This is a genomic window from Streptomyces sp. ISL-99 (genome assembly GCF_018614005.1).
GTDB classification, from domain to species: Bacteria; Actinomycetota; Actinomycetes; order Streptomycetales; family Streptomycetaceae; genus Streptomyces; species Streptomyces flavidovirens.
In genome coordinates, this window is sequence record NZ_JAGGPC010000025.1 from 69910 (window position 1) to 94817 (window position 24908).

A 24908-nucleotide genomic window follows, 5' to 3' on the forward strand; every position below is an offset into this window, starting at 1 on the left:
ACCCACCACCTCCTGGCGGCGTACGGCCCACCCCTGCCCGTACGCCGTCAGACCGCCCAGAAAGGCAACCCGATGACGGCCACGACCGATGGCACCACGACCGGCGCGGCACTCCCCGACGGCCGCGAACCGACGCTCGACGCAGGGCGCACCCCCCTGCTGGAGGTCCCCGGAGCGGACTTCGAGACGCTGCCCGGCCAGGCGGTGAGGGGCCTGGTCACCCGGCACGGTGCGCTGCTCGTGCGCGGCCTCGGCCTGAGGGCCCCCAAGGACCTGGCGCGGGCCGCGCGGTGGCTCGGTGTGACCCCGACGGCCGAGCGTGAGGCCTTCACCAGTCGCACTGACCACAGCGACGGTGTCTACTCCGCCTCCCAGTGGCCGGCCGACGAACCAATGTGCATGCACCACGAGTTGAGCTACGCCGCCGAGGTGCCCTCCATCGCCCTCTTCGGCTGCCTGACCGCGCCCTCCTCCGGCGGCGCCACCGCGGTCGCCGACGCCCGGACGCTGCTGCGCACCCTGCCCGCCGACCTCGTCGAGCGCTTCGCGCGCGAGGGCTGGCTGCTGGACCGCGACTACCGCGAGGTGGGCGTCAGCTGGACCGAAGCCTTTGGCACCGAGGACCGCGCCGAGGTGGCCGCGTACTGCGCCGACCACGCCATCGAGCACGAGTGGCTCGCGGACGGCGTGCTGCGCACCCGCCAGCGGCGGGCCGCGGTGGTCGCCCACCCGGTCACCGGCGAGCGCCTGTGGTTCAACCAGATCGCGTTCCTCAACGGGCTGACCCTGGACCCGGCCGTCCGGGAGTACCTGACCTCCTTCTACGGCCCGGACGCGCTGCCCTTCAACACCCGCTTCGGCGATGGCGAGGCCATCCCCGAAGAAGTCATCGAGACCCTCAACGCCGCCTACACAGCAGCCACTTCGCGCGAACCCTGGCAGGCCGGCGACCTTCTGGTCGTCGACAACCTGCGGACGGCGCACAGCCGCGAGGCATACCAGGGCGACCGCGAGATCGTGGCGCTCTTCGGCGACCCGGTGCGCCTCACCGGCCACGTACGCACCGACGTACCGGCCCGCCCCGCAGCCGCCTGACCGCCCACCCCCCACGTCTCTACGGAGCTCTTCATGTCCCAGCAACACTCGGCGCCCTCCTTTGCGGTGATCCCCGGAGCACAGGTCAGCCAGGTTCTCGACGGCCGCGGCAAGGAGGTGGTGGACCTGATCGAGGCCGCCTACTGCCTGCACGGCGAGGGCGACACGGTCAACCCGCCCTCGTACTTCCTCCGCTTCCCCGACAAGCCCTCCTCGCGCATCATCGCGCTGCCCGCCTCCATCGGCGGCCAGGTCGGCACCGACGGACTGAAGTGGATCTCCAGCTTCCCGGAGAACGTGGGCGCCGGCATCCCCCGGGCCTCCGCCGTCCTCATCCTCAACGACCACGAGACCGGCTACCCGTTCGCCTGCCTGGAGAGTTCCATCATCAGCGCGGTGCGCACCGCCGCCTCCGCCACGCTGGCCGCCGACCGCCTCAGCGCCTCCCGCACCCGCCCGGCCCGGGTCGGCTTCTTCGGCGTCGGCCTCATCGCCCGCTTCATCCACAGCCTGTTGCGCGACACCGGCTGGACCTTCGACGAGGTCGGCGTGCACGACCTGTCCGCCTCGCACGCGGCCGGCTTCACCGAGTACCTTGCCCAGTCCGGCGAGACCGGCAGTGTCACCGTCCATGACACCCCCGAGGACCTGATCCGTTCCTCAGACCTGATCGTCTTCGCCACCGTCGCCGGCACCCCGCATGTCACCGATCCCGGCCTGTTCGCCCACAACCCCCTGGTGCTGCACGTCTCGTTGCGCGACCTGGCGCCCGAGGTCGTGCTGACCGGCACCAACATCGTCGACGACGTCGAGCACTGCCTGAAGGCCAACACCTCCCTTCACCTGGCCGAACAGCAGGAGGGCAACCGGGACTTCGTCCACGGCACGCTCTACGACGTGCTGACCGGGAAGCTGAGCCCGGCCGCCGACCGCCCGGTGTTCTTCTCTCCTTTCGGTCTGGGCGTCCTCGACCTCGCGGTCGGCAAGCACGTCTACGACGCCGTCCGCGACTCGGGACAGTTGCACGTCGTCGACGACTTCTTCCACGAGATGCGCCGTTACGGCTGACGCCGCCCGCATCAACGCCCGGCAAGGCAGGGAGGTTTTGTGCCGATCATTTCGGCCCCCCAGGAGTTCAACGAGGAAGACCTGTACGTCGACCTCGACGCGGTGCTCGGCATCCCGGTGCACCTGAAGTGCGAAGGTTTCAACTTCACCGGATCCGTCAAGCAGAAGGCCGCCATCGCCATGGTGGAGGCCGCGGAAGAGTCGGGGGAGCTCACCCCAGGATCGATCCTGGTGGAGTCCTCCTCCGGGAATCTGGGCGTCGCGCTGAGCATCATCGCAGCCAGCAAGGGTTACGGCTTCGTGTGCGTCACCGACTCGCGGTGCAACCTCGCCTCCAAGCGCCTGATGGAGGCGTTCGGCGGCGTGGTGCACACCATCACCGAACCGGCGCGCGAGGGCGGTTTCCTGGCCGCGCGCATCGCACACGTCCGCGCGCTGTGCGAGGAGGACGAGCGGTACGTCTGGCTCAACCAGTACGTCAACGACGCCAACTGGAAGGCGCACCACCGCCACACCGCGCCTGCCGTCGCCCGCGCCCACCCCGACCTGGACATCCTGTTCGTCGGCGCGGGCACCACCGGGACGCTGATGGGCTGCGCCCGCTGGTTCAAGGAGCACCGACCCGGCGTCCGCGTCGTGGCCGTGGACAGCGTCGGCTCGGTCGCCTTCGGACACCCTCCGGCACCCCGCATGATCCCGGGCCTGGGCACCGGAGTGCGCCCACCGCTGCTGGACGAGTCCTTCGTCGACCACGTGGTGATGGTGCCCGAGCCCGACACCATCCGCATGTGCCACCGGCTCGCCGCCCGCGGCTTCCTGTTCGGCGGCTCCACCGGAACGGTCGTCAGCGGCGCCGCCCGCTGGCTGGCCGAACACACGGGCAGCGAGCGGCTCGATGCCGTGGCGATCGCCCCCGACCTGGGCGAGCGCTACCTCGACACCGTCTACCTCACCAACTGGGCGCAGGGCGTCTACGGCCCCGACGTACTCGACGCCGACGCCGCGCCCATCCCGCTGACCTCGGTGTCGTAGCCGGCCGCCCCGCGACAGCGATGCACCGAAATAACCCAGAAAGAGGCGCACGACAATGAGCACCAACCCGTTCGAGGACAACGACGCCCGCTACCTCGCCCTGATCAACGACGAGGGCCAGTACTCCCTGTGGCCCGCCTTCGCCGAAGTGCCGGCGGGCTGGCGCATCGCCCGTGAAGAGGGCGGCCGCGAGGAGACCCTCGCCTTCATCTCCGAGCAGTGGACCGACATGCGCCCGCTGAGCCTGGTCCGCGCCATGGAGAACGCCGGCTGACCGCGCGGCACCGCCGCCGGCCCGCGACGGCAGATGTCAGGGCCCCGTACACATACACGTTCCACCAGAAGGTGAAGCCTCGATGACTGTGGTACTGGAGACCGGCGCGCAGGCGACGGTCGTGACGATAGTGGGCGACGACGCCACGCAGACCGACGTGGTCGCCCGGCGGCTGCGCCGGGCCGCCGACGGCAAGGTGGACAGCCACGAGTGGGTCGCCGCCGCCCGCAAGGAGTGGAACGAGCTGCCCTCCGGACTGCGCACCCCGCTCGGCGAGTTCCGCAGAGACTCCGGCCGCAGCGGTGTTCTGCTGATCCGCGGCCTGCCCGTGGACGGCGCGGCCCTGCCCGACACCCCGTCCACCGCGGACTCGGTGCAGCGGGATGCCAGTGTCTCCGCGGCGGTCCTGACGATGATCGCCTGCGGCCTTGGCGACCCCGCCGCGTTCCGCCCGGAGAAGACCGGCGCGCTGGTCCAGGACGTGGTCCCGGTCCCCGGCAAGGAGGACTTCCAGGGCAACGCGGGCTCAGTCCTGCTGACCTTCCACACCGAGAACGCCTTCCACCCGCACCGCCCCGACTACGTCATGCTGCTGTGCCTGCGCGCCGACCACGAGAGGGTCGCCGGGCTGCGCACCGCGAGCATCCGCGCGGCACTGCCGCTGCTGAGCGAACAGACCCAAGAGGTCCTGCGCAGCGCGGAGTTCCGCACCGCCCGGCCGCCGTCCTTCGGCGGCTCGGGTGGCGGGGACACCGAGGCGCAGCCGATCCTGAGCGGCGCGCCCGAGGACCCCGACCTGCGCATCGACTTCGCGGCCACCGAGCCACTCACCCGCCCAGCGGCCCAGGCGATGGCCGAGCTCCAGGACGCCTTCGACAGGGCCTCCCTGAGCACCGTGCTCGCCCCCGGCGACCTGGCGATCGTCGACAACCGCGTTACCACGCACGGCCGTTCGGCCTTCGTTCCGCGCTACGACGGCAAGGACCGCTGGCTGCAGCGCACCTTCGTCCTCAACGACCTGCGTCGCTCCCGCGGCCTGCGGACGCAGGACGGCTACGTCCTCGACTGAGCAGCCGCCCCGGCGCCGCCCGCCGCCCCGGCGCCGCCGGGGCGGCGGACAGAACCACTACGGAAAGAATCAGGACCTCATGACTCCTGCCATCCTTATCGAGGATCTGGCCAAGAGCTACGGCGGCAACCCGGTGGTCAGGGGTGTGAGCCTTGAGGTGCCCGCCGGCCATGTGCTCGGCCTGCTCGGCCCCAACGGCGCGGGCAAGACCACCACGGTCAAAATGGTCTCCACCCTGATCAAGCCGGACCGCGGGCGGGCCCTGGTGTGCGGCTACGACGTGGTGCGCCAGGCCCGCGAGGTCCGCGCGCTGATCGGGCTCACCGGCCAGTATGCCTCGGTGGACGAGGACATCTCCGGCTGGGAGAACCTCTACGTCATCTGCCGGCTGTTCAACCTCCCCCGACGCAAGGCCAGGACGCGGGCCGACGAGATGCTGGAACGCTTCGGCCTCACTGAGGCCGGCGCGCGGCCCGTCGGCGGCTACTCCGGCGGTATGCGCCGCCGCCTCGACCTGGCTGCCAGCTTGGTCGGGGACCCCCGTGTGCTGTGCCTGGACGAGCCGACCACCGGACTCGACCCGCACAGCCGCAACGCCCTGTGGGCCGAGGTGCGGCGGCTGGCCGACCTGGGCACCACCGTGCTGCTCACCACCCAGTACATGGAGGAGGCCGAGGCGCTGGCCGACTCCCTGGTTGTCATCGACCGCGGCCAGGTCATCGCCCGTGGCAAGACAGCGGAGTTGCGCTCGCGCCTGGGCGGCCAGGTGCTGCGCATCCGGCCCGAGCAGCCAATGGACGCGGCCGCGCTGCGGCGGGCCCTGGAGAACCGGGGGCACACCACTGCCGCGGCCGACGAGGAGACCGGGCAGATCCGGCTGCCGCTGTCCGGCGACGGCGCCCAGCTGACCGATGTCGTCCGGGCGGTGGGGCAGAGCGACATCCCGCTCGCCGGGCTGGATGTGCACATTCCCAGCCTGGACGAGGTATTCCTGACGCTGACCGGGGCCGACCGGGCCCCGCGGGCGCAGTCCGAAGCACTGCCGGCGAGGAGCGTGGTGTGAGTTCACAGACCATGGCGGAGGGCGCCGCGACACGGATCTCCCTGGGGCGGGGAGTGCGCCCGCTGGTGCGCCATTCGCTGGCGCTCACCCGCCGCAATCTGCGCAAGGCGATGGCCAGCCCGGGGCAGATCATCGACGCCACCCTGATGCCGGTGACGCTGTCGCTGGTCTTCATCTACGCCTTCGGCGGCGCGATAGCCGGGGACAGCGCGCAGTACCGGCAGTACCTGATGCCCGGCATCATGGCGCTGACCATCACCACCACCTGCCGGACCTCGGGCATCGCCTTGAACATGGACTTCACCAGCGGGGTGATGGACCGCTACCGGTCGATGCCGGTGGCCCGCTCGGCGGTGCTCATCGGCCGTATCCTCGCCGACTCGGTCCGCGTCCTGGCCAGTCTGCTGATGGTTCTGGCCTTCGGGTTCCTCATCGGCTTCAGGGTGCACACCTCCGTCGCCGCCACCGTCGCGGCGATCGGCATCCTGCTGCTGTACGGGGTCGCGCTGTGCCTGCTGCAGGCGTTCATCGGCCTGGCCGCGCGGGGGATGGAGACGGTGCAGAGCGTGAGCACCCTGGCGATGGTGCCGCTGCAGTTCGGCAGTTCCATCTTCGTCGCGCCGGACACCATGCCGTCCTGGCTGCGGGTCTTCGTCGAGAACAACCCGATGACCATGGTCGTGGACGCCGCCCGCAACCTGATGGTCGGCGGCCCGGTCGCCCACTCGGCGTTGATGGCCGTGGTGTGGAGCGTCGGATTCATCGCGGTGTTCACGCCGCTGAGCGTGTGGAAGTTCCGTACGCGCAACTGAAACTGACGCCACGACGCATTGCGGTGGCCGGTGGGCGGGATTTGGTGTCCTGCTTACCGGCTCATTGCCGTAGTCCGGCCGCTCGGCTCAGACGGTCTGTACGCCCCGGATGGCGACGACCGGCCACCAGGTGTCGCTGGCGTGGTAGCTCTGTCCGGGCTCCAGCACCTTCGTCTCCTTGCCCGCCTGGCAGGCGACCGGTGATGAATACCTTCAGCCTGCGGTTGGTGTTGTTGACGACATCGCGCTGCCCGATGCTGTTGACGTTCTGCGTGGTGTAGCACTTGCCGTCGACCGGGTTCGTGATGTTCTCGCCCTTGCCCCAGAACTCGACGGCCCCCGTGGCGGCCTGGGCGGAACCGGTCGTGGCGAGCAGCACGGCCGTCGGCACTGCCGCAAGGACGGGGACGCGGGGGCGCAGATTGCGCATGGTTCTCCCTTAACGCACATCTGAACGTGGCTACGTTGAACGTGAGTGCGCGGAAAGAGGAAGTGCCGGCTCAGACGGCCTGGACGCTGCGGATGTAGAAGAGCGGGCCCCAGCTCTCGCTGGCCCGGTACGTCTTGCCCGGCTCAACCACGGCGGCCACCGTGCCCTGGCAGTCGGTGCCGACGAAGACCTTGACCTTGCGGTCGGTCTTGTTGGTGACCAGGAGCCGGCCGCCGTTGTACCCGTCGGAGACGTTGTAGCACTGGCCGTCCTTCGGGTTGGTGATGTTCCCCTCGCCCTGGTGCCCGTGGACATCGATGACGCCGGTGGCCGCCTGGGCGGCGCCGGTGCCGGCGAGCAGTGCGGCCGCGGACAGGGCGGCGAGGACAGAGGCGTGGTGGCGCATCTTGCGCATGGGTCTCCTTCGGCTGATCCTTCGGGCGGACGCTCGGGAATCCGAGGCCGTTCGCGACCGTAGCCGGGGTGGTTATTCCTCCTTTATTTCGCGCTTTCCGGCCACGTGGCCCTTTATGTACGGTAGTTGAGAGAAAGCCCAAGGAAGAGGGCCCCGTTCGCGGATATGCCGCTGCCGCCCGCCGAGCCCCTAGGTGCAGGGCCCGTAATACCTGAGAGCTACCTCTGTAGTGAGCTCCTGAGGGTGACGCGCCAGGAGGCCGCGAAAAATACCGTCTTACCTGTCATCGAACTGAGCAGGAAGGCGGGTCTCGTGCGAGCATCCCGTTTGCGCCGTGCGTTCGCGGTCGCAGCCGCGGCCGGCGCGATGGTCTTCTCCGTTGCCGGGACCTCTGGTTCAGCGGCCAGCGGTATGCCCGCCGCGCCACGGCTGCCGGGCGTCCAGGCGGACACCTTGGCCGAGCGGTACGGCGCCAATGACGACTTCATCGAGAAGTCCGAGCGCGCCGCGCGCCGCATGGGCGACACCGCCAGGGCGGACCATCTGGCCGAACTCGCCGAGCCCGGACGGCAGTTTCTGTCCTTCGACCCGCGCGACGACGGCCTGGCCGTGGAGGTGCTGGGCGATCTGGCGCACGCGGACCGCGTGGCCGTGGTGGTACCCGGCTCGGACACCACCATCGACACCTTCGACGAGCTCGGCACCCGCTATGCCGCGCTGGCCGGCGGGGCCCGCGCGGTGCACGCGGAGATGCGGCGGCTCTCCCCGGACACAAAGGTCGCGGTGGTGGCATGGTTGGGCTACCACGCCCCGCGTACCCTCAGCCGGGATGTGGTCACCACCGCCCGCGCCCAGGCGGGCGGCGCGCAACTGCGCGTTTTTGTGGCTCAGTTGAAGCAAGCCAACCCTGCCGCGCCGGTCACCCTGATCTGCCACTCCTACGGCTCGGCGGTCTGCGGCAGCGCCGTCGAGAACCCTGCGAGCACGGCCGCCCCGCTGGACAACCTCGCCGGGATCGCCGTCGTCGGCAGCCCCGGCATGGGCCTTCGGTCCGCCTCCGACCTCGCCGTGCGGGTGCCGCTGTGGGTGGGCCGGGGCGCGGACGACTGGATCGCTGGTGTGCCGCACGCCAGCGTGAGCGTCCCCGGCGCCACGATCGGATTCGGCACGGATCCGCTCAGCCGTGAGTTCGGGGCCCGCACCTTCGACGCGGGACGGGGCGGGCACAGCGACTACTTCAAGCCCGGCGGCCTCGCCCTGCACAACCTCGCGCTGATCGGCCTCGGCCATGGAGAGGCGGTGTCCCATGACTGAGCTCCAGATCCGCGCCGAGGTACGGTCGCCGCAGCCGGCCACCGACATCAAGCCGGCCGACGCCCCCTCTAGCACGCCCCCTACCCGTACGGCCCTCGACCGGCTGCACGCGACGGTTCTGCGGATCGATGCGGCCACCCCGGCCGGGCGGGACCGGGCCATCGACGTCCTCCGGGCCCTGGCGATCACCGGTGTGGTGTTGGGCCACTGGCTGGTCAGCGCGGTGGCGCTGCGCGCGGACGGCCACCTGCTGGGCGACAGCCCACTGGCCCATATGCCCGGGCTGGCCCCCCTGTCGTGGGTGCTCCAGCCACTGGCGATCTTCTTCTTCGTCGGCGGCCGGGTCGCGGCCCAGGGCTACGGCTCCGCGCTGGCGCGCGGTGTCGGCTACGGCGCCTGGCTGCGGCAGCGGCTGCGCCGACTGGCCGGGCCGGTGGGCGCATTGCTCGGTATGTGGCTTCTCGTGCTGGCCGGCATGGCCATGGCCGGCATCGCCCACGAGACGGTCTACACGCTGCTCAACCTCGTGCTCTCCCCCCTGTGGTTCCTGCTGGTCTTCGCCCTGCTGATGGTCCTCACGCCGTTGGTGCGCCGGGCGGGCGTGCTGGCGGCGGTCCTGGGCGGCGGCTATGTCGCCGCGACGGACGGCGCCCGGATGGTGTTCGGTGACGGCGGCTGGGTTGATACGGTCCGTCAGTTCAATGTGCTTGCGGGTTGGTTGGTACCTTTCGGCCTGGGGGCGGCCTGGGCCGCGGGCGGGTTCGTCCGGCGCCGGTGCGCCGCCGCGCTGCTGGCCGCAGGTGTCGTGAGTACGGCAGGGCTGATCCTGTGGTGCGGCTACCCCGCGAGCATGGTCGGCGTCCCCGGTTCGCAGATCTCCAATCTCAGCCCGGTCACCCTCGCCGCCGTCACCTTCGGTCTTGCCCAGTGCGGTGCCGCGCTGCTGCTGTGCGGTCCTCTGCGGCGCTTGGTGGGCCGGTCGTCGCACATGTCGGCAAGTGTTCCGCAGGGGAGTGGAAAGCGGGCCCGGCCGGGCCAATTCGCCTGGGCGGCAGTGGCCGTGATAAACCTTTCGGCGATCACGATCTTTCTATGGCACCAGACGGCCATGCTCACGGTGACGGTGACGACCCTGGGAATCGGGCGGCCGTTGTCCGGATTGCACACCAACCCCGATCACCCGTTGTGGGCGCTGGCCCGCTGCGGCTGGGTGCCGGTATTCACGATCGTGCTCGTGGCGCTCTGCATCGTTTTCCGTGAGGCGGAGAACAAGTCCCGGCCCGGGCGCGGCCGTACCACTCGCGAGCCGTCGGGCCGGCCCGCCTGAGAACGTTGCGGAAGCGGCTGGAACAGGCCCTTCCGGTATTCCTTGGAGGAGCAATGGAAGCAATATCTGTCGACTCGCTGCGTACCCTTTACACCAAGTACGAGGCTGACTTGAGGAAGGTCAAGGACGCCCAGCGCAGCCTTCTCCAGGAGCGCGGCAAGGCCATGAAGGCCCAGCTGGACGACGTGGAGGCGGAGATCACCTACATGCGGCTGCGGGAGCTGCGGCCCGCGAAGGTGGTGGAGATCGGCACGTTCTACGGCTGGTCCACCATCTGGCAGCTCAGCGCGCTGCGCGACAACGGCACCGGGCACCTGTACTCGTTCGACATCGTGGACCATGTGGTGCGCAATGTGCCGCGCGAACTGGCCGACCGGTGGACCTTCACCAAGGGCGATGTCCGCGAGAACCTCGACCGCATTCCCCAGGGTGTCGAATATCTCTTCATCGACGCCGACCATGGGGCGCGCTTTGCCCGTTGGTACATAGAGAACCTCTTCCCTGCAGTTCCCGGCGGCACACCCACCAGCGTCCACGATGTCTTCCACGGGCGCCGCCCCAAGCCGTTCAGTGAGGGCTCCGTCATCATCAAGTGGCTGGCCGACAACAACGTGAAATTCTTCACACCGTCCCCGGCCAAGTCCCCGGCGGAGTACGCGGAGATAGCCGCGATAAAGAAGGACCTCGGGCTGGACGAGCCGGTGCGCGACAGCCGCGACAACCCCATGATTTTCTTCGATCTGTCCAGCCTGTAACCCCAGTCCACCCTCCTGGGCGCCCATCCCCCGCGCCCCGCGCCGCCCGTGCGGCGCGGGGCGGGGCGCCTACATCACAGGGCCGAGATGGTCCGCGCCGATACGGACAACGTCGTCCGAGGGCAACCTCAAGGAGCCATCACAACTCATCGGATTGAGACAGATGTGCCGCGCACTACGGGCCGTCCCATCCCGGCCACGGGAAGTGAAACGTAGCGGTCCGAGCCCTCACGGCTCCCGCGCGCCTGTGGGATACGTGTCCCTATTTTCCCGTTTAAGTGCGAACTTAGCGCAAGATTTCGGCCATTAACGTGATCTTGATGCTGATTTTCCTCTAGGGTGATTCGGCCGTACGTTCGGTGCGGCAGGGTGACGGGGGGAATGTCGTGGGGGGCGAGCGGTCAAACACTGACTGGATTGCATTTACCTTGCTTGGGCCACTGTCGGCGAGAGTCGGTGACGAGACTGTGGCCATCGGCGGGCCCCGGCAGCGCGTCATCGTCGCCGCACTGGTCCTGGCCTGGGGGCGAGTGGTCTCCGTTGACTCGCTGATCGATGCGGTCTGGGGCGATGAGCCACCGGCGTCGGCACGCACCCAAGTGGCCATCTGCGTGGGCGCCTTGCGCAAGGCGTTCAGGGCCGCCGGGCGCCAGGCCCCGGTGATCGAGACCGCCCACCCCGGATACCGCTTGCACACCGAGTACAGCTCCGTCGACGTGCGCGAGTTCGAGAAGCTGGTGGCCGAGGCGGGTGACAGCGCCCGCAAGGGCTCCCTGGAAGAGGCCAGTCGGCTCTACAAGCAGGCCCTGGACCTGTGGAGCGGCCGCCCGTTGATCGGTGTGGGCGGGCGGCTTACCCAGGACGCGGCGACGCGCCTGGAGGCCAAGCGGTTGGCGGCGTACGAAGTGTGGACCGGCGTCGAACTTGAACTGGGACGTCACCAAGAACTCATCCCCGTGCTGTCCGCCGCGGTGACCGACTACCCCCAGCACGAGCAATTCCGGCACAACCTGATGCTGGCCCAGTTCCGCTCCGGGCGGCGGGTCGAGGCGGCCGAGGGCTTCCGCGCCTGGCGGCACGAGCTCGTCGAGGAGCTGGGCCTGGAGCCGAGCCTGTCGATCCAGCAGCTGCACCGTGCCATCCTCCGCGACGAGCCAGGACCGGACCGCCCGGAGGAGGCCGGGCGTCCGGCGGCGGCACCGGCCGCCCGGACCGTACCGGCCGAGCTCCCGCCGGACGTGCCCGCCTTCACCGGCCGAGAGGCGGAGCTGCGGCAGCTGGACGCCTTGCTGCTCGACGACCCCCTCGGGGCGGTGCCGCGCTCCGGCTTCGTCACCGGCATGGCCGGCGTCGGCAAGACCAGCCTCGTGGTGCACTGGGCGCACCGCGTCGCCGACCGCTTCCCCGACGGCCAGCTCCACGTGGACGTCTCCGAGCACGAGCGGGAGCATGGCCCGGCCACCGTCCACACCCTGCTCGGGCGCCTTCTGCGGGCCCTGGGCGTGCCCGGCGAGCAGATCCCCGACGACTCTTGGGAACGGATCTCGCTCCACCGCAGCCTGCTCGCCGAACGCCGCGTCCTGGTGCTGCTGGACGATGTCCGCACCCTCGACCAGGTCCAGTCGCTGCTGCCCGGAAGCGGCCGCAGCTGTGTCGTGGTGACCAGCAGGGAGCAGCAGGAGCACATGACGGCGGTCCACGGCATGGTCCATATCGCCGTTGGCCTGATGCCCGCCCGGGAGGCATCCGCACTGGTCGGCAGGATCGCGGGCAAGGGGCGCGGCGCCGCCGACCTCACGGCCGTCGACGCCCTGTGCGCCCTGTGCGACGGATTGCCGCTGGCGCTGCGGATCGCCGCCACCCGCCTGGCTGCCAAGCCGCACTGGTCCGTCCGCCACTTGGTCGACCGCCTCGCCGAGGAGCCGCAGCGGCTGGACGAGCTCTCCGCGGGCGGCCTGGAGATGCGCTCGGTCTTCGCCGCCGGCTACCGCGCCCTGCCCGCGGACCTCGCCCGGATGTTCCGCAGGCTGTCCCTGCTGGACGTGCCGGACTTCGCCGCCTGGGTCGGCGGCGCCCTGCTCGACCTGCCCACCGCCGAGGCCGAGAAGATCATCGAGCAGCTGGTCGATGTGAACCTGCTGATCGTGGTCGGTGTCGACGACGCCGGCGCCGTCCGCTACCGCTTCCACACCCTGCTGAAGCTGTACGCGCGGGAACGGGCGCAGGCGGAGGAGCCGCCGGACGAGCGGCGGGCGGCCTGCGAGCGGGCCTGGCGCGGCTGGCTCACCCTCGCTGACGAGGCGCATTGCCGCCAATACGGCGGCGACTTCGCCGTGCTGCGCGGCACCACTCCGCGCCGCACCCTCGAACCGGGCCTGGCCGAAACCCTGCTGGCGTCCCCGCTGGCCTGGTTCGACGCCGAGCGGTCCTCGGTCGTCGCCGTGGTCCGGCAGCTCTCCAGGCTCGGGGCGGACGAACTCGCCTGGGAGCTGGCGATGTCCACCGCGGTGCTCTTCGAGACCCGCAACGCCTACGACGACTGGCGGGTGGTCACCGAGAGCGCGCTGGTGGCCGTGCGGCGGTCCGGGAACCGCCGCGGCGAGGCGGCCATGACCTTCGAGCTGGCCTCGGTGGAGATGCGCCAGCATCGCCACGACCGCGCCAAGGACCTGCTCAGGACCGCGTTCCGGATCTTCACCGACATCGGCGAGACCTACGGCCGGGCGCTGACCCAGTGCGGCATGGCTGCGCTCGACCGGATCGGGGGCGACCTGACCGCCGCGATGGGCCGCGCCGAACAGGCCCGTGAGGTCTTCCAGAAGGTCAACGACCTGTCTTCCGAGACGCGCGCCCTGAACCAGATGTCGCAGATCGAGCTCGACCGGCAGAATACGGCGGCCGCGCTGAACCTGTCGTTCAGGGCCGTCCAACTGGCCGCCCACACCGACGGGACCCGCGACGCGGCCCAGGCCCTGCACAAGCTGGGCACCGCCTATCTGCGCCAGGGCCGTGTCCAAGAGGCCGAAGACACCTATCGCCGGCTGCTGGAACAGGTCCGGGGCAAGGACAACGCCCGCGGTGAGGCGTACGCCCTGCTCGGAATGGGGGAGACCTGCATCGCCGCCGGGCTGGTCGAGGATGCTTCCTCCTGGCTGCTCCAAGCCCTGGCGATCGCGGAACAGGTCGGTGACCTCGTGCTGTTTGCCAGGACGAATCTCCTGCTGGGCAGGTGCTGCCGCATGCTGCACCGGGTGCTGTGGGCCGGCCACTACCTCGCCGTGGCCCGCCGGGCCTTCCACCAGAGCGGGCTGGCACCGGGTGAGCAGGAGGTGGCCGAGGAACTGGCGCTGCTGTCCGGCAGGATGGACGACTCGCTGCGGTCCTTCACGGGGAATGCCGCCACCCGGGCCGGACTCCTCGGTTGAGCCACCGGCGTCGCGCGGATCGATCCGTGCGCCTGCCGCGCGACCTGGTGGCGCCGGGTCATCTGGGCCGCATGTGAACGGACGCGGATTCCACCCCTGCACCCGCGCCGCACACTACCCGGCGAAGACCGTCACCCCGGAGGAACGAGCATGACCGGAACACTTCAACTGGCCACGCACCAGCGCGAGTCGCGGCGAGTGTGGCTGCGCCCCATACAGCGGGTTGCCGCCCCCCGGCTGCGGTTGGTGTGCTTTCCACACGCCGGCGGCGCCGCCAGCTTCTACCGCGGCTGGCCCGAGTGGCTCGCCCCGGATGTCGAGGCCGGCGCGGTGCGCTACCCGGGCCGCGAGGACCGCATCCTCGAGCCCTGTATCGACACCATGGCCGAACTCGCCGACCGCATAGCCGAGGCGCTGGCGCCCAGCCTGGACCGTCCCCTGGTGCTCTTCGGGCACAGCATGGGCGCCTCGGTCGCGCACGAGGTCGCCCTGCGCCTGGAGGCCCGCTTCGGCCCGGTGGTGGCGCGGCTGATCGTCTCCTGCCGGGCCGCCGCGCCCCGGCTGCGCCCCCGCGGCATCTCCGGCTGGAGCGACGCACAGCTGCTGGCCCATCTGCGGTCTCTGGGCGGCGACGTGTCGGCCGTGCTGGAGCACCCCGAGATGCGAGACGTGCTGCTGCCCGCCATCCGCTCGGACTACCGGCTGACGGACGCGTACACCGCGCGCACCCCCGTCCCGCTGACCGCCCCGGTGACTGGCTACCTCGGGGAGGACGACCCGCATGTCACGGAGGAGGACATGCGGGCCTGGTCCACCGCGACCCGTGGCGACTTCACGCTGAACGTGCTGCCGGGCGACCACTTCTACCTCCTGCCGCAGGCCGCGCGCGTGGTCACCGAAATCGGCGAGCTGACCGCCGGAATCTGACAGCGGTCCTCCGGCACGCCATCGAAAACCCAACGCCGAAGGGGGGCAGCCGATAGGCCGCCCCCCTTCAACATCCTTCCGGCGTCAGGCGATTCAGGAAGCCTCGGTCGCCTCTCCGGTGCGCGCACCGGATCCGCGTGAGCGTCCGATCCGCGGCGCGACAAGCCGCGCGATCTGCTCCGCCGGACCCGGATCCATCATCTGGGCGTGCTCGCAGTCCACCTCGACGATCTCGATCCGGCCCGCCACGAACTCCTCCCACGCCTCGGGCACCACGGCCTCCAGGCGCTTGCGGGTGGCCAGCACCAGCGTCAGGTCCGAGCGCAGCACATCCGGCCGCCGCTCCGCCGCCAGATAGGCGTTGTTGACGCTCACCTCCAGCGCGGCGGCCCGGTGCTCGCGGCCCAGGTAGCGCAGCTCGCTGCTGCCCTCTCCGTACCACTCGACGATCTGGGCGCGCATCTGGTCCAGCGTCGGCTCCTTGGGCGCGCCCCCCGGAATGCCGTAGATCTTGCCGTACCCCTCGTACATCTGGGCGAGGATCTCCTCGTGCGTTCCGGTCCCCGGGCCGCCGGGCTCGGGCGGCGAGGTGTCCAGCACCGCCAGCAGCCCGATCTCCTGCCCGTCCGCCTCCAGCGCGGTGGCCACGGCCTGCGCCATGATCCCGCCCAGCGACCAGCCCAGGATGTGGTACGGGCCCTCGGGCTGCACCGCCCGGATCTGCCGGGCGTAGTCCGCGGCCAGCGCGTCCATGGAAGCGGGCAGCGGCTCCGCCCCGTCCAGCCCCCTGGCCTGCACCCCGTACACCGGGTGGTCGGCGCTGAGCGCGTTCAGTAGCGTCGAGTAGCGCCAGCTGAGGCCGGCGACGGGGTGGACACAGAACAGCGGGGCCGCGCCGCCGGAGGTGCGCAGCGGAAGGATCACGTCGAAGGCACTGCCGCCGTCCCCGTCGAGCTGCTCGCACAGCCGGGCCGGGGTCGGCGAGGCGAAGATGTCCCGCAGCTCCAGCGGGCGGCCCAGCGCCTGCCCGATGCGGTGCATCAGCCGGGTGGCGAGCAGGGAGTGCCCACCGAGCTCGAAGAAGCTGTCGTCCACGCCGACCCGCTCCACACCGAGCACCTCGCCGAACAGGCGGCAGACCAGCTCCTCCTGCGGTGAGCGCGGCGGCCGGTACTCGCCCGTGGCGGGCTGCGCGGGCGCGGGCAGCGCCCGATGGTCCAGCTTGCCGTTGGGCGTCAGCGGCCACTGGTCCATGACGACGAAGGCGCTCGGCACCATGTAGGCGGGCAGCCGCTCGGCGACCTCGGAGCGCAGCGCGCGCATCGTCAATTCCACGTGCCCGTCGTCGGGTTCGACATACGCCACCAGGCGCTGGTCGCCGGGCCGGTCCTCGCGGACCATCACCACGGCCCGCTCGACCCCGGCGCAGCCCGCGACCGCCGCCTCCACCTCGCCCAGCTCCACACGGAAGCCGCGGACCTTGACCTGGGTGTCCGCGCGGCCGCGGAACTGCAGCTGCCCGTCGGAGTTCCAGGCCGCCAGGTCGCCGGTGCGGTACATCCGGGCGCCCGGTCCGTCGTACGGGTCGGCGACGAAGCGCTCCGCGGTCATGCCGGGATTGGCCAGGTAGCCGCGCGCCAGACCGCCGCCGGAGATGTACAACTCGCCCTCGGCGCCCGGCGGTACCGGCCGCAGCGCCTTGTCCAGGACGTACATCCGGTTGCCGTCGATGGGCCGGCCGATGATTGACGCCGAGGCCGCGTCGGGGACCAGGCGCCGAGCAAAGCTCACGTCACAGGTGGCCTCGGTGGGCCCGTATGCGTTGATCAGCAGCCGGTCGCGGCCCCAGAACTCGGCCAGTTCGGGGGAGAGCGGCTCCGCGCCGGTGATCATTGTGCGGAGCTCGGGCAGCTCGGTCCGCGGTACCTGCGCCAGCGCCGAGGGGACGATCAGCAGGTGGGTGATGCGCTGCTCGGCGAGGAATGCGGCGAGCTGAGGCCCGGCCGGGGTGTGGGCGGGTACGACCAGGCACGCGCCGGACAGCAGGGCCAGGCAGAACTCCGCGACCGACACGTCGAAACTGGGCGAGGCGCACTGCAGCACCCGGCTCTCGGGAAGCACCCCGTAGTGGGCCGACTGGTTGGCGGCCAGCGCGCCGATCCCGGCGTGGCTGACCACCACGCCCTTGGGGCGGCCGGTGGAGCCCGACGTGAAGATGACATAGGCGGGGTTGGTGACCCGCAGTGGGGCCCGGCGGTCGGTGTCACCCAGGTCCGTCCCGGGCAGCGCGGCCCGTTCGGCGGCCGTGACCGCCTCGTCGACCAGCAGCACGTCGAGACCCTCGGCGCGCGGCAGCCGGCCCGCCAGCTCCTCGGTGGTCAGCAGCAGCACCGGCGCGCTGTCCGCCAGCATCGCGGTCAGCCGCTCGGCCGGGTAGCCCGGGTCCAGCGGCAGATACCCCGCCCCGGCCTTCATGACGGCGAGCACGCCCTCCAGCATCAGCGCCGAGCGGGGCAGCGCCACCGCGACATACGTCTCGGGTCCGACGCCCCGGGCAACCAGCTGCCGGGCCAGGCGGTTGGCCCGCTCGTTGAGCTCGGCGTACGTCACGGTGGCGTCCGCGGACTCCACCGCGGACCGCTGCGGGGTGCGCCGTACCTGTGCCTCGAACAGCTCGGGGAAGGTGCCCACTGGGGCCGCCGCGCCCGCCTCGGACCCGCTCTGCAGCAGCGCCCGGCGCTCGTCGGCAGAGAGGATCTCCAGCGCGGAGACCGCGGTGCCGGGGTCGGCGGTGGCGCTCTCCAGCAGCCTGGTCAGCCACTCGGCCAGCCGCTGTACGGTGTGGGGCTCGAACAGCCCGGCGGCGTACTCCACCATGCCGTCGATGCCGGCCGGGGCGCCTTCCCCGGTGTGGTTCTCGCCCATGTTGAAGGCCAGGTCCACGCGGGCGTTGCCGGCCGCCTCGCCCTCGAAGGAGACCCGCACCCCGGGCAGGTCCAGCGAGCCGCGCTCGTTGTTCTGGAAGACCAGGGTGACCTGGGTGAGCGGGGCGTGCGAGAGGAAGCGGCCGGGGTTGACGGCCTCCACGATCCGCTCGAAGGGCAGGTCCTGGTGGGCGTAGGCGCCCAGGTCCGTCTCCCGCACCCGGGCAAGCAGCTCGCGGAAGGTCGGGTCGCCGGACACATCCGTACGCAGCACCAGGGTGTTGACGAAGAACCCGATGAGGCTGTCCAGCGCCTCGTCGGTGCGCCCCGCCAGCACCGCGCCGATCGGGATGTCGCTGCCCGCGCCCAGCCGCGAGAGCAGCGCGGCCAGCGCCGCCTGGACGACCATGAACACCGTGACGTCGCACTGCTTGGCCAGCTCGGCGATCCGCGCGTGCAACGCGGCGTCCAGGGCGAAGCGCACGCTGGCGCCGCGCTGATCGGCCACCGCCGGACGCGGGTGGTCCAGAGGCAGCTGAAGCAGCTCCGGAACGCCCATCAACTCCCGGGTCCAGTAATCCAGTTGGCGCACCGCCACACTGTCGGGGGCCGACTCGGCGCCCAGCAGCTCGCGCTGCCAGAGCGCGTAGTCCGCGTACTGCACCGGCAGCGGCTGCCACCGCGGCACCCGGCCCGCGGTACGGGACCGGTAGGCGGCGGACAGGTCGCGGGCCAGCGGAGCCATCGACCAGCCGTCGCTGGCGATGTGGTGGGTGAGCAGATACAGCACGTGCTCACGCTCGGACACCTTGAAGAGCGTCGCCCGCAGGGGAGCCTCGGCGGCCAGGTCGAAGGTGTGGCCCGCCGCCTCGGCCAGCGCGCCCGGCAGGTCCTGCTCGCCCGCCAGCTCGACGAACTCCACCCGGATGTCAGCCTCTTGGGGGCTCATGACGACCTGGCAGGGCTGGCCGGCGAGCTCGGCGAAGCGGGTGCGCAGCACCTCGTGCCGCTCCACCAGGTCCGCGAGCGCGGCGGTCAGCGCGGCGCGGTCCAGGTCCCCGGAGAGCCGCAGCGGCAGCGGGTTGTTGTAGGTGGTGCTGGGCCCGTTGAGCCGGAACGCGAACCACAGGCCGCGCTGGGCAGAGGACATGGGCACCAGCTCGGGGCGCTCGCGCGCCACCAGTGGCGGCCGGGCCGTGCCTGCCTGCGCCAGCTGCGCGGCCAGCCCGGCCACCGTCGGCGCCTCGAAGACGGCCCGCACCGACAGCTCCGCTCCAAAGGCGGCGCGGACCTGGCTCAGCAGCCGGATCGCGGTCAGCGACTGGCCGCCCAGCTCGAAGAAGCTCTCGTCCACTGAGGGGCAGGACCGCCCCAGTACCTTCTCGAACAGCCCGCAGAGGATCTCCTCCACCGGCGTCTGCGGGGCCCTCGGTCCCGGGTCGGCCGGGCCCTCGTCCCCGGTGGCCGCCCCGGCGCTCTCCTCGGCGGGCGCGGCGGGCGCGGCGGCACGGCGGAAGGCCGACGGCAGGGTGAACTCCACGTCCCCGGCGCTGCCCTCCGGAGCGGCCACCACGGCGGTCAGCACCTGGGTGAGCGAGGTGAGCACCGCCTCCGCCTCGTCCTCGTCGATCAGGTCCGGCTGGTACTCCAGCTCGATCACCAGCCGCTGCCCGGCCAGCCCCGCGATGACCCGCAGGGGGTAGTGCGCGGCGTCGTGGCCGCCGGCCACCTCGACCCGGACCCCGGCGTAGGACGGGCGGGCCGCGTCGTCGTCCGGGTAGTTCTCGAACACCATGAAGGTGTCGAAGAGGTCGCCGTGCCCGGCCGTCCGCTGCAGGCGGCCCAGCCCCAGGTGGTGGTGCGGCAGCAGCGCCGCCTGCTCCCGGCGCAGCCGGTCGAGGTTCTTGAGCACCGACTCGGCGGGGTCCAGCCGCACCCGCACCGGAATGGTGTTGATGAACATCCCGATCATCGTCGCGATGCCGGGAATCTCCGGCGGGCGGCCGGAGACCAGGGTGCCGAACACCACGTCGTCCCGGCGGGTGAGCCGGGCCAGCACCATGGCCCAGGCGCCCTGGACGAGGTGGTTGACCGTCAGGCCGCGGTCGCGCACCAGCGCGTCCAGGGCGGCGCCGAACTCGGCGGACAGCGAGGTCTTCACCCGCGCGGGCATGCCCGGCACCCGCGACGGGTCGGCGGAGAACGCCAGCGTCGGACCCGCCAGCCCGTCCAGGGCCTCCCGCCAGGCCCGCTCCGACTCCGCGTCGTCCTTCTGCGCCAGCCAGCTGAAGTAGCTGCGGTGCGGTACGGGCCGGGGCAGCGGCGAGTCGCCGCCGCCCTCGTACAGCGTGAACAGCTCGCGGATCAGCACCGGGACGGACCAGCCGTCCAGCAGCATGTGGTGGCTGGTCATCACCAGCCGGTGCCGCTCGGCGCCCAGCCGTACCAGGGTGAAGCGCATCAGCGGCGGGTGGCTGAGCGGGAAGCGGCGCATCCGGTCGGTGGCGAGCAGCTCCTCCAGGTACGCCTCGGCGTCCGCGGCGTCACCGGCCGAGAGGTCGACCTCCTCCCACGGCAGCGGCACCTCGCGGTGGATCACCTGCATCGCCTGCCCGTTCTGCCGCTGCCGGAATCCCGCGCGGAGGTTGGGGTGGCGGCGGATCAGCGCCACGACGGCGGTCTTGAGGACCTCTGCCCGCAGCGGTCCGTCCAGGTTGAGGACCATCTGGGTGTTGTAGACGTCGACCGCGCCATCGTCGTAGAGGGAGTGGAAGAGCATTCCTTCCTGGAGCGGGGTCAGCGGCAGCACGTCTTCGAGCGCGGGCCGGTTCATCAGAGCATCCTCAGTTCTGCTTCGAGTTCGTCGATCTCCGCCTGGGAGAGACCGAGGGAGAGGTCGGAAGGGCTGTGGCCACCGGCAGCGGCCCCTTGGGCGTGGGCGGTCAGGGCGTCCAAGGCGGCGAACCACAGCTCGGCCAGCTCCCGGACGTCCTTCTCCAGCAGGATTCCGCCGGCCCAGGACCAGGTGACCCGCAGCCGCGGGCCGTCGGCCAGGTCCTGGGTGAGCGCGTTGACTTCGATGGGGTGCGCCAGCGGCATACCGCTGTCCCGCGGCACGGGCGAGGGCAGTCCGCTGACCATCGTCCACGGCCGTCCCTCACCGGTCGCCACGTCCGTCGCCTCGAACCGGCCGAGATAGTTGAACCCCAGCTGCGGAGACGGGAGCTGTGACAGTACGGGGCCGACGCGCGGGTTGAGGTAACGCAGCATGCCGTAGCCCACGCCGTTGCCGGGCAGCGCCCGCAGCTGCTCCTTGACCAGCTTGAGGGACTCGCCGACCGCCGGGCCGCCCGCCTGCACCTCGGCCCAGTCCGCGGTGGCCGAGGTCAGCCGTACCGGGTAGAGGCTGGTGAACCAGCCCGCCGTACCGGACAGTTCGGCTCCCGGAATAATGTCCTCGCGGCCGTGCCCCTCCAGGTCCACCAGTACGCCGTCCGCCGCCTCGCCGCGGCGACGCCGCCACTCGCGCGCCGCCAGGACGAACGCGCTCAGCAGCACATCGCCCACGTTCGCGTGGAACGCCGCCGGAACGGCCGTCAGCAGCGGCTCGGCGCGCTCGGGGGGCAGGCTCAGCTCCAGATTCCGCACCGTCTCTGCGGTGTCACGGCGCGGGTCCAGCTCCCGCGTGCCCAAGGGGGCTTCGGTGACCGCCGGGCCGTCCGCACCGCCGGCGGCGGCACGCGTCCACACATCCAGCCCGGCCTCCCACTCAGGATCCTGCGCGGCCTCGGCGAGCCGCCGAGCCCACGCCCGGAACGAGGTGGTCACCGGGGCGAACTTCGGGCCGCGCCCGGCGGCCGTCGCCTCCCAGGCCTCACGCAGATCCGGCACCAGGATGTGCCAGGACACCCCGTCCACGGCCAGGTGGTGCACCACGATCTGCAGCAGCCCCGGCGCCTTGGGCCCGGGGTCGTACCAGACCAGCTGGACCACCGAGCCGTCCTCCGGGGACAGTCGCAGCCGTGCCTTCTCGCCTTCGTCGGCCATGGCCGCGTCCCGCTCCTGCGGCTGCAGCCCGGCGATGTCCACCCGGTGCAGCACCGCACCGGCGGCCACCGCCCCGCGCTCCGCCACGACCGGCTGCCAGGGCCCGTTCTGGGCGGTGGTCATCCGCAGCCGCAGGATGTCGTGGTGGTCCAGCCAGCTCTGCACCGCCGCGGTCAGCCGGTCCAGATCTGCCCCGGCCGGCACGCGCACCGTCGCCGACTGGTTGAAGCCCGCCACCGGGCCGTCCAGCTCGCGCAGCCAGTGCATGATCGGCGTCAGCGGGAAGGTCCCCACGCCGTCGTCCGCGGTGGACCAGCCGGAACCGGACACCTCAGTGGCCACGTCGGCCAGCTCCGCGACCGTACGGTGCTGGAAGACCTGCTGCACCGTCAGCGTCAGGCCGCTCTCGCGAGCCTGGGACACCACCCGCATCGAGCTGATGCTGTCACCGCCCAGTTCGAAGAAGTTGTCGTCGATGGTGACGGCGTCGAGACCGAGGACATCGGCGTAGATCCCGGCCAGCTTTTCTTCGCGGGGGGTGCGGGGGGCGCGTCCGGTGGTGGTGGTGGACCCGGTGAAGGTGGGAGCGGGCAGGGCCGTGCGGTTGATCTTGCCGTTGGGGGTCAGGGGCCAGCGGTCGAGGACGACGATGCCGGCCGGGACCATGTAGTCGGGCAGGGTGGCGGCCAGGTGGGCGCGGAGGTCGGCGGGGTCGGGGGCGGGTTGGCCGGCGGTGACGTAGCCGACCAGCTGCTGCCCGCTCGGGCCGTCCTGGCGCACCATCAGCAGCGCGTCGGTGACGCCGGGGGCGTGGGTGAGGGCGGCCTGGATTTCGCCGAGTTCGATGCGGAAGCCGCGGATTTTGACTTGGTTGTCGGTGCGGCCGAGGTATTCGAGGGTGCCGTTGGTGGTGTAGCGGGCGAGGTCGCCGGTGCGGTAGAGGCGGGTGCCGGGTGTGCCGTAGGGGTTGGCGATGAAGCGTTCGGCGGTCTGGGCGGGGCGGTCCAGGTAGCCGCGGGCCAGTCCGGGGCCGGTGGTGTAGAGCTCGCCGGGCACGCCGGGGGCGACCGGGCGCAGCTGCTTGTCGAGGATGTAGAGCTTGGCGTTGGTGATGGGCTCACCCATCGGCGGGACCGTCGTGCCGGTCAGGGGTTGGCTCATGGTGGAGCAGACGGTGGCTTCGGTGGGGCCGTAGGCGTTGATCATGCGGCGGCTTGTTGACCAGCGGCCGACCTGCTCGGGCGGGCAGGCCTCGCCGGCCACGATCAGCGTCATGCCGTCGGGGAGCCCGCCGGGAGGGAGCACGCCGAGGACGGCCGGGGGCAGCGTGGCATGGGTGACGCGCTGTTCGGTGAGCAGCGCGGTCAGCTCCCCTCCGGCGGCCAGGCGGGAGGGGGGAGCCACGACCAGGGCTGCGCCCTGGGTGAGGGCCACGACGAGTTCCGCGGCGGCGGCGTCGAAGCTGAGGGAGGCGAACTGCAGGATGCGGGACTCCGGACCCACCTCGAAACGCTCGGCCTGCGCCGATGCCAGCGAAGCGATGCCGGTGTGGGTGACCACGACCCCCTTGGGACGGCCGGTCGACCCCGAGGTGTAGATGACGTACGCGGGGTGGTGCAGGTTCAGCGGGGTGATGCGTTCACCGTCATGGACGGGCGTGTCCGGCAAGTGGTCGGTGGCCCCAGCGCCGACGTGGATGCGGGGATGCTCGGTGGCGGGGAGGCCGACGCCGGAGGTGGTGAGGATGCACGTGGGGCGTGCGTCATCCAGCATGTAGGTGATGCGGTCGGCGGGGTACTCCGGGTCGATGGGCAGGTAGGCGCCGCCGGCCTTGTGGATGGCGATGGCCGCTATGACCATCTCCGCCGAGCGGGGCATGGCGAGGGCCACCAGGCGTTCGGGCCCCACTCCCTTGGTGATGAGGAGGCGGGCCAGTTGGTTGGCGCGCCGGTCGAGTTCGCCGTAGGAGAGGGTGGTGTTCTCGAACACCACGGCGTCCCCTTCCGGGGCGCGGGCGGCCTGGGCCTCGAACAGCTCCGGCATGGTCAGCGCCGGGACCTCGCGCTCGGTGGCGTTGCGGCGGTCGAGCAGCTCCTGCCGCTCCTCCTCCGCAAGGATCTCGACGCCGTGAACGGGCTGGTCGGGTGCGGTCGCCATGGCCCGCAGCACACGTACGAGCCGCTGCGCGACGGCCTGGGCGCCGGCGCGCTCGAAAAGGTCTGTGGCATAGGTGAGTGCCCCGGTGAGACCGGTCGGGGCGCCATCGGCGGTGTGCCGCTCGGTGAGGCCGAAGACCAGCTCGGACTTGGCGGCGTCCAGGCCCACCGGCTGGGATTCCACCCGCAGCCCCGGCATGGCCGGCCCGTCCGGCGCGCTCTCCGCAAGGTTGAGGGAGACCTGGAAGAACGGGGTGTGCGAGAGGGCACGGGGCACCCCCGCCGCGTCGATCACCCGCTCGAAGGGGGTGTCCTGGTGGGCGTAGGCGGCGAGGTCGGTCTCCCGGACGCGGGCCAGGAGCTGGCGGAAGGTCGGGTCGCCGGACACGTCGGTGCGCAGGACCAGGGTGTTGACGAAGAAGCCGACCAGGTCCTCCAGCGCCTCGTCGGAGCGCCCGGCCACCGCGGTGCCGATCGGGATGTCGGTGCCCGCGCCCAGACGGGACAGCAGCGTCGCGAGCCCGGCCTGCAGCACCATGAACACCGTGACATCGCACTCGCGCGCCAACTCCACGATGCGCGTGTGGAGTTCTGCGTCCAGCTCGAAGTGCTCCGTGGCGCCGCGGTAGCCGGCGACGGCGGGGCGGGGATGGTCCAGCGGCAGTTCCAGCAGCTCGGGTGCGCCGGCGAGTTCTTTGCGCCAGAAGTCGAGCTGCTGGGCCAGGACGCTGTCGGGGTCGTTCTCGTCGCCCAGCAGGTCCCGTTGCCACAGGGC

The 24908-nt window shown here is 71.4% G+C and carries 16 protein-coding genes; 12 read left to right on the forward strand and 4 right to left on the reverse strand.

The annotated features are described in order from the left end of the window. The first annotated feature begins 72 nt into the window (after positions 1 to 72). The 7 genes from J7E91_RS15920 (at position 73) to J7E91_RS15950 (ending at position 6413) form a co-directional block, all read left to right on the forward strand. Positions 73 to 1095 carry a TauD/TfdA family dioxygenase gene (locus J7E91_RS15920; protein ID WP_214904259.1) on the forward strand — a complete coding sequence of 341 codons (1023 nt, stop codon included), beginning with the start codon at positions 73 to 75 and terminating at the stop codon, positions 1093 to 1095. A gap of 33 nt (positions 1096 to 1128) precedes the next feature. Next, positions 1129 to 2163 carry a 2,3-diaminopropionate biosynthesis protein SbnB gene (gene sbnB / locus J7E91_RS15925; protein WP_214904262.1) on the forward strand — a complete coding sequence of 345 codons (1035 nt, stop codon included), beginning with the start codon at positions 1129 to 1131 and terminating at the stop codon, positions 2161 to 2163. A gap of 39 nt (positions 2164 to 2202) precedes the next feature. After that, entirely contained in the window at positions 2203 to 3195 is a 993-nt protein-coding gene (gene sbnA, locus J7E91_RS15930) for a 2,3-diaminopropionate biosynthesis protein SbnA (RefSeq protein ID WP_214904271.1), read from the forward strand. 55 nt (positions 3196 to 3250) lie between these two features. Continuing rightward, the gene (locus J7E91_RS15935) at positions 3251 to 3469 is read left to right on the forward strand and encodes an MbtH family protein (protein ID WP_214904274.1); all 219 of its coding nucleotides are present in this window, start codon (positions 3251 to 3253) and stop codon (positions 3467 to 3469) included. Positions 3470 to 3551: 82 nt separating this feature from the next. After that, complete coding sequence (locus J7E91_RS15940; protein ID WP_214904277.1) at positions 3552 to 4538, forward strand: clavaminate synthase family protein; 987 nt, start codon at positions 3552 to 3554, stop codon at positions 4536 to 4538. A gap of 79 nt (positions 4539 to 4617) precedes the next feature. Then, positions 4618 to 5601 carry an ATP-binding cassette domain-containing protein gene (locus tag J7E91_RS15945; protein ID WP_214904279.1) on the forward strand — a complete coding sequence of 328 codons (984 nt, stop codon included), beginning with the start codon at positions 4618 to 4620 and terminating at the stop codon, positions 5599 to 5601. After that, positions 5598 to 6413, forward strand: coding sequence for an ABC transporter permease (locus tag J7E91_RS15950; RefSeq protein WP_308376613.1), 816 nt, complete (start codon positions 5598 to 5600; stop codon positions 6411 to 6413). The genes J7E91_RS15945 and J7E91_RS15950 overlap by 4 nt, the downstream gene beginning before the upstream one ends. 61 nt (positions 6414 to 6474) lie before the next feature. On the opposite strand, the gene J7E91_RS15955 is transcribed toward J7E91_RS15950, so the two are convergent. Together J7E91_RS15955 and J7E91_RS15960 are read right to left on the reverse strand one after the other, a co-directional pair. After that, a complete protein-coding gene (locus J7E91_RS15955) occupies positions 6475 to 6843 on the reverse strand; it encodes a hypothetical protein (protein ID WP_214904281.1) in 369 nt (122 codons plus the stop codon). 70 nt (positions 6844 to 6913) lie between these two features. After that, positions 6914 to 7258: a hypothetical protein gene (locus J7E91_RS15960; RefSeq protein WP_214904283.1), complete on the reverse strand. Its 345-nt coding sequence runs from the start codon at positions 7256 to 7258 to the stop codon at positions 6914 to 6916. 312 nt (positions 7259 to 7570) lie between these two features. Here J7E91_RS15960 and J7E91_RS15965 point away from each other — a divergent pair, with 312 nt between their 5' ends. From J7E91_RS15965 to J7E91_RS15985, 5 genes are all read left to right on the forward strand, one after another. Continuing rightward, positions 7571 to 8572, forward strand: a complete 1002-nt coding sequence (locus J7E91_RS15965) for an alpha/beta hydrolase (protein WP_308376615.1) — start codon at positions 7571 to 7573, stop codon at positions 8570 to 8572. Beyond that, positions 8565 to 9899, forward strand: coding sequence for an acyltransferase (locus tag J7E91_RS15970; RefSeq protein WP_214904285.1), 1335 nt, complete (start codon positions 8565 to 8567; stop codon positions 9897 to 9899). Before J7E91_RS15965 ends, J7E91_RS15970 begins: the two co-directional genes overlap by 8 nt. Positions 9900 to 9952: 53 nt before the next feature. Continuing rightward, positions 9953 to 10654 (forward strand): class I SAM-dependent methyltransferase, encoded by a 702-nt coding sequence (locus J7E91_RS15975; RefSeq protein WP_214904287.1) that lies wholly within the window; start codon positions 9953 to 9955, stop codon positions 10652 to 10654. A 467-nt stretch (positions 10655 to 11121) separates the two neighbouring features. After that, positions 11122 to 14079 carry a BTAD domain-containing putative transcriptional regulator gene (locus tag J7E91_RS15980; protein ID WP_308376618.1) on the forward strand — a complete coding sequence of 986 codons (2958 nt, stop codon included), beginning with the start codon at positions 11122 to 11124 and terminating at the stop codon, positions 14077 to 14079. A gap of 150 nt (positions 14080 to 14229) precedes the next feature. Then, on the forward strand, positions 14230 to 15006 hold the full coding sequence (locus tag J7E91_RS15985) for a thioesterase II family protein (protein WP_214904289.1): 777 nt from the start codon (positions 14230 to 14232) through the stop codon (positions 15004 to 15006). 93 nt (positions 15007 to 15099) lie between these two features. Here the strand turns inward: J7E91_RS15985 and J7E91_RS15990 are convergent, their stop codons facing one another. After that, positions 15100 to 20763: a non-ribosomal peptide synthetase gene (locus tag J7E91_RS15990; protein ID WP_251015735.1), complete on the reverse strand. Its 5664-nt coding sequence runs from the start codon at positions 20761 to 20763 to the stop codon at positions 15100 to 15102. After that, a partial coding sequence (locus tag J7E91_RS15995) for a non-ribosomal peptide synthetase (protein WP_214904291.1) occupies positions 20763 to 24908 on the reverse strand: 4146 nt, incomplete at its 5' end. The genes J7E91_RS15995 and J7E91_RS15990, both read right to left, overlap by 1 nt.

Coding starts and splice junctions, on each gene's coding strand:
- J7E91_RS15990 (WP_251015735.1), bottom strand. CDS start 20,763: ATGAACCGGCCCGCGCTCGAAGACGTGCTGCCGCTGACCCCGCTCCAG.
- sbnB (WP_214904262.1), top strand. CDS start 1,129: ATGTCCCAGCAACACTCGGCGCCCTCCTTTGCGGTGATCCCCGGAGCA.
- J7E91_RS15985 (WP_214904289.1), top strand. CDS start 14,230: ATGACCGGAACACTTCAACTGGCCACGCACCAGCGCGAGTCGCGGCGA.
- J7E91_RS15945 (WP_214904279.1), top strand. CDS start 4,618: ATGACTCCTGCCATCCTTATCGAGGATCTGGCCAAGAGCTACGGCGGC.
- J7E91_RS15960 (WP_214904283.1), bottom strand. CDS start 7,258: ATGCGCAAGATGCGCCACCACGCCTCTGTCCTCGCCGCCCTGTCCGCG.
- J7E91_RS15920 (WP_214904259.1), top strand. CDS start 73: ATGACGGCCACGACCGATGGCACCACGACCGGCGCGGCACTCCCCGAC.
- J7E91_RS15975 (WP_214904287.1), top strand. CDS start 9,953: ATGGAAGCAATATCTGTCGACTCGCTGCGTACCCTTTACACCAAGTAC.
- J7E91_RS15940 (WP_214904277.1), top strand. CDS start 3,552: ATGACTGTGGTACTGGAGACCGGCGCGCAGGCGACGGTCGTGACGATA.
- J7E91_RS15955 (WP_214904281.1), bottom strand. CDS start 6,843: ATGCGCAATCTGCGCCCCCGCGTCCCCGTCCTTGCGGCAGTGCCGACG.
- J7E91_RS15970 (WP_214904285.1), top strand. CDS start 8,565: ATGACTGAGCTCCAGATCCGCGCCGAGGTACGGTCGCCGCAGCCGGCC.
- J7E91_RS15935 (WP_214904274.1), top strand. CDS start 3,251: ATGAGCACCAACCCGTTCGAGGACAACGACGCCCGCTACCTCGCCCTG.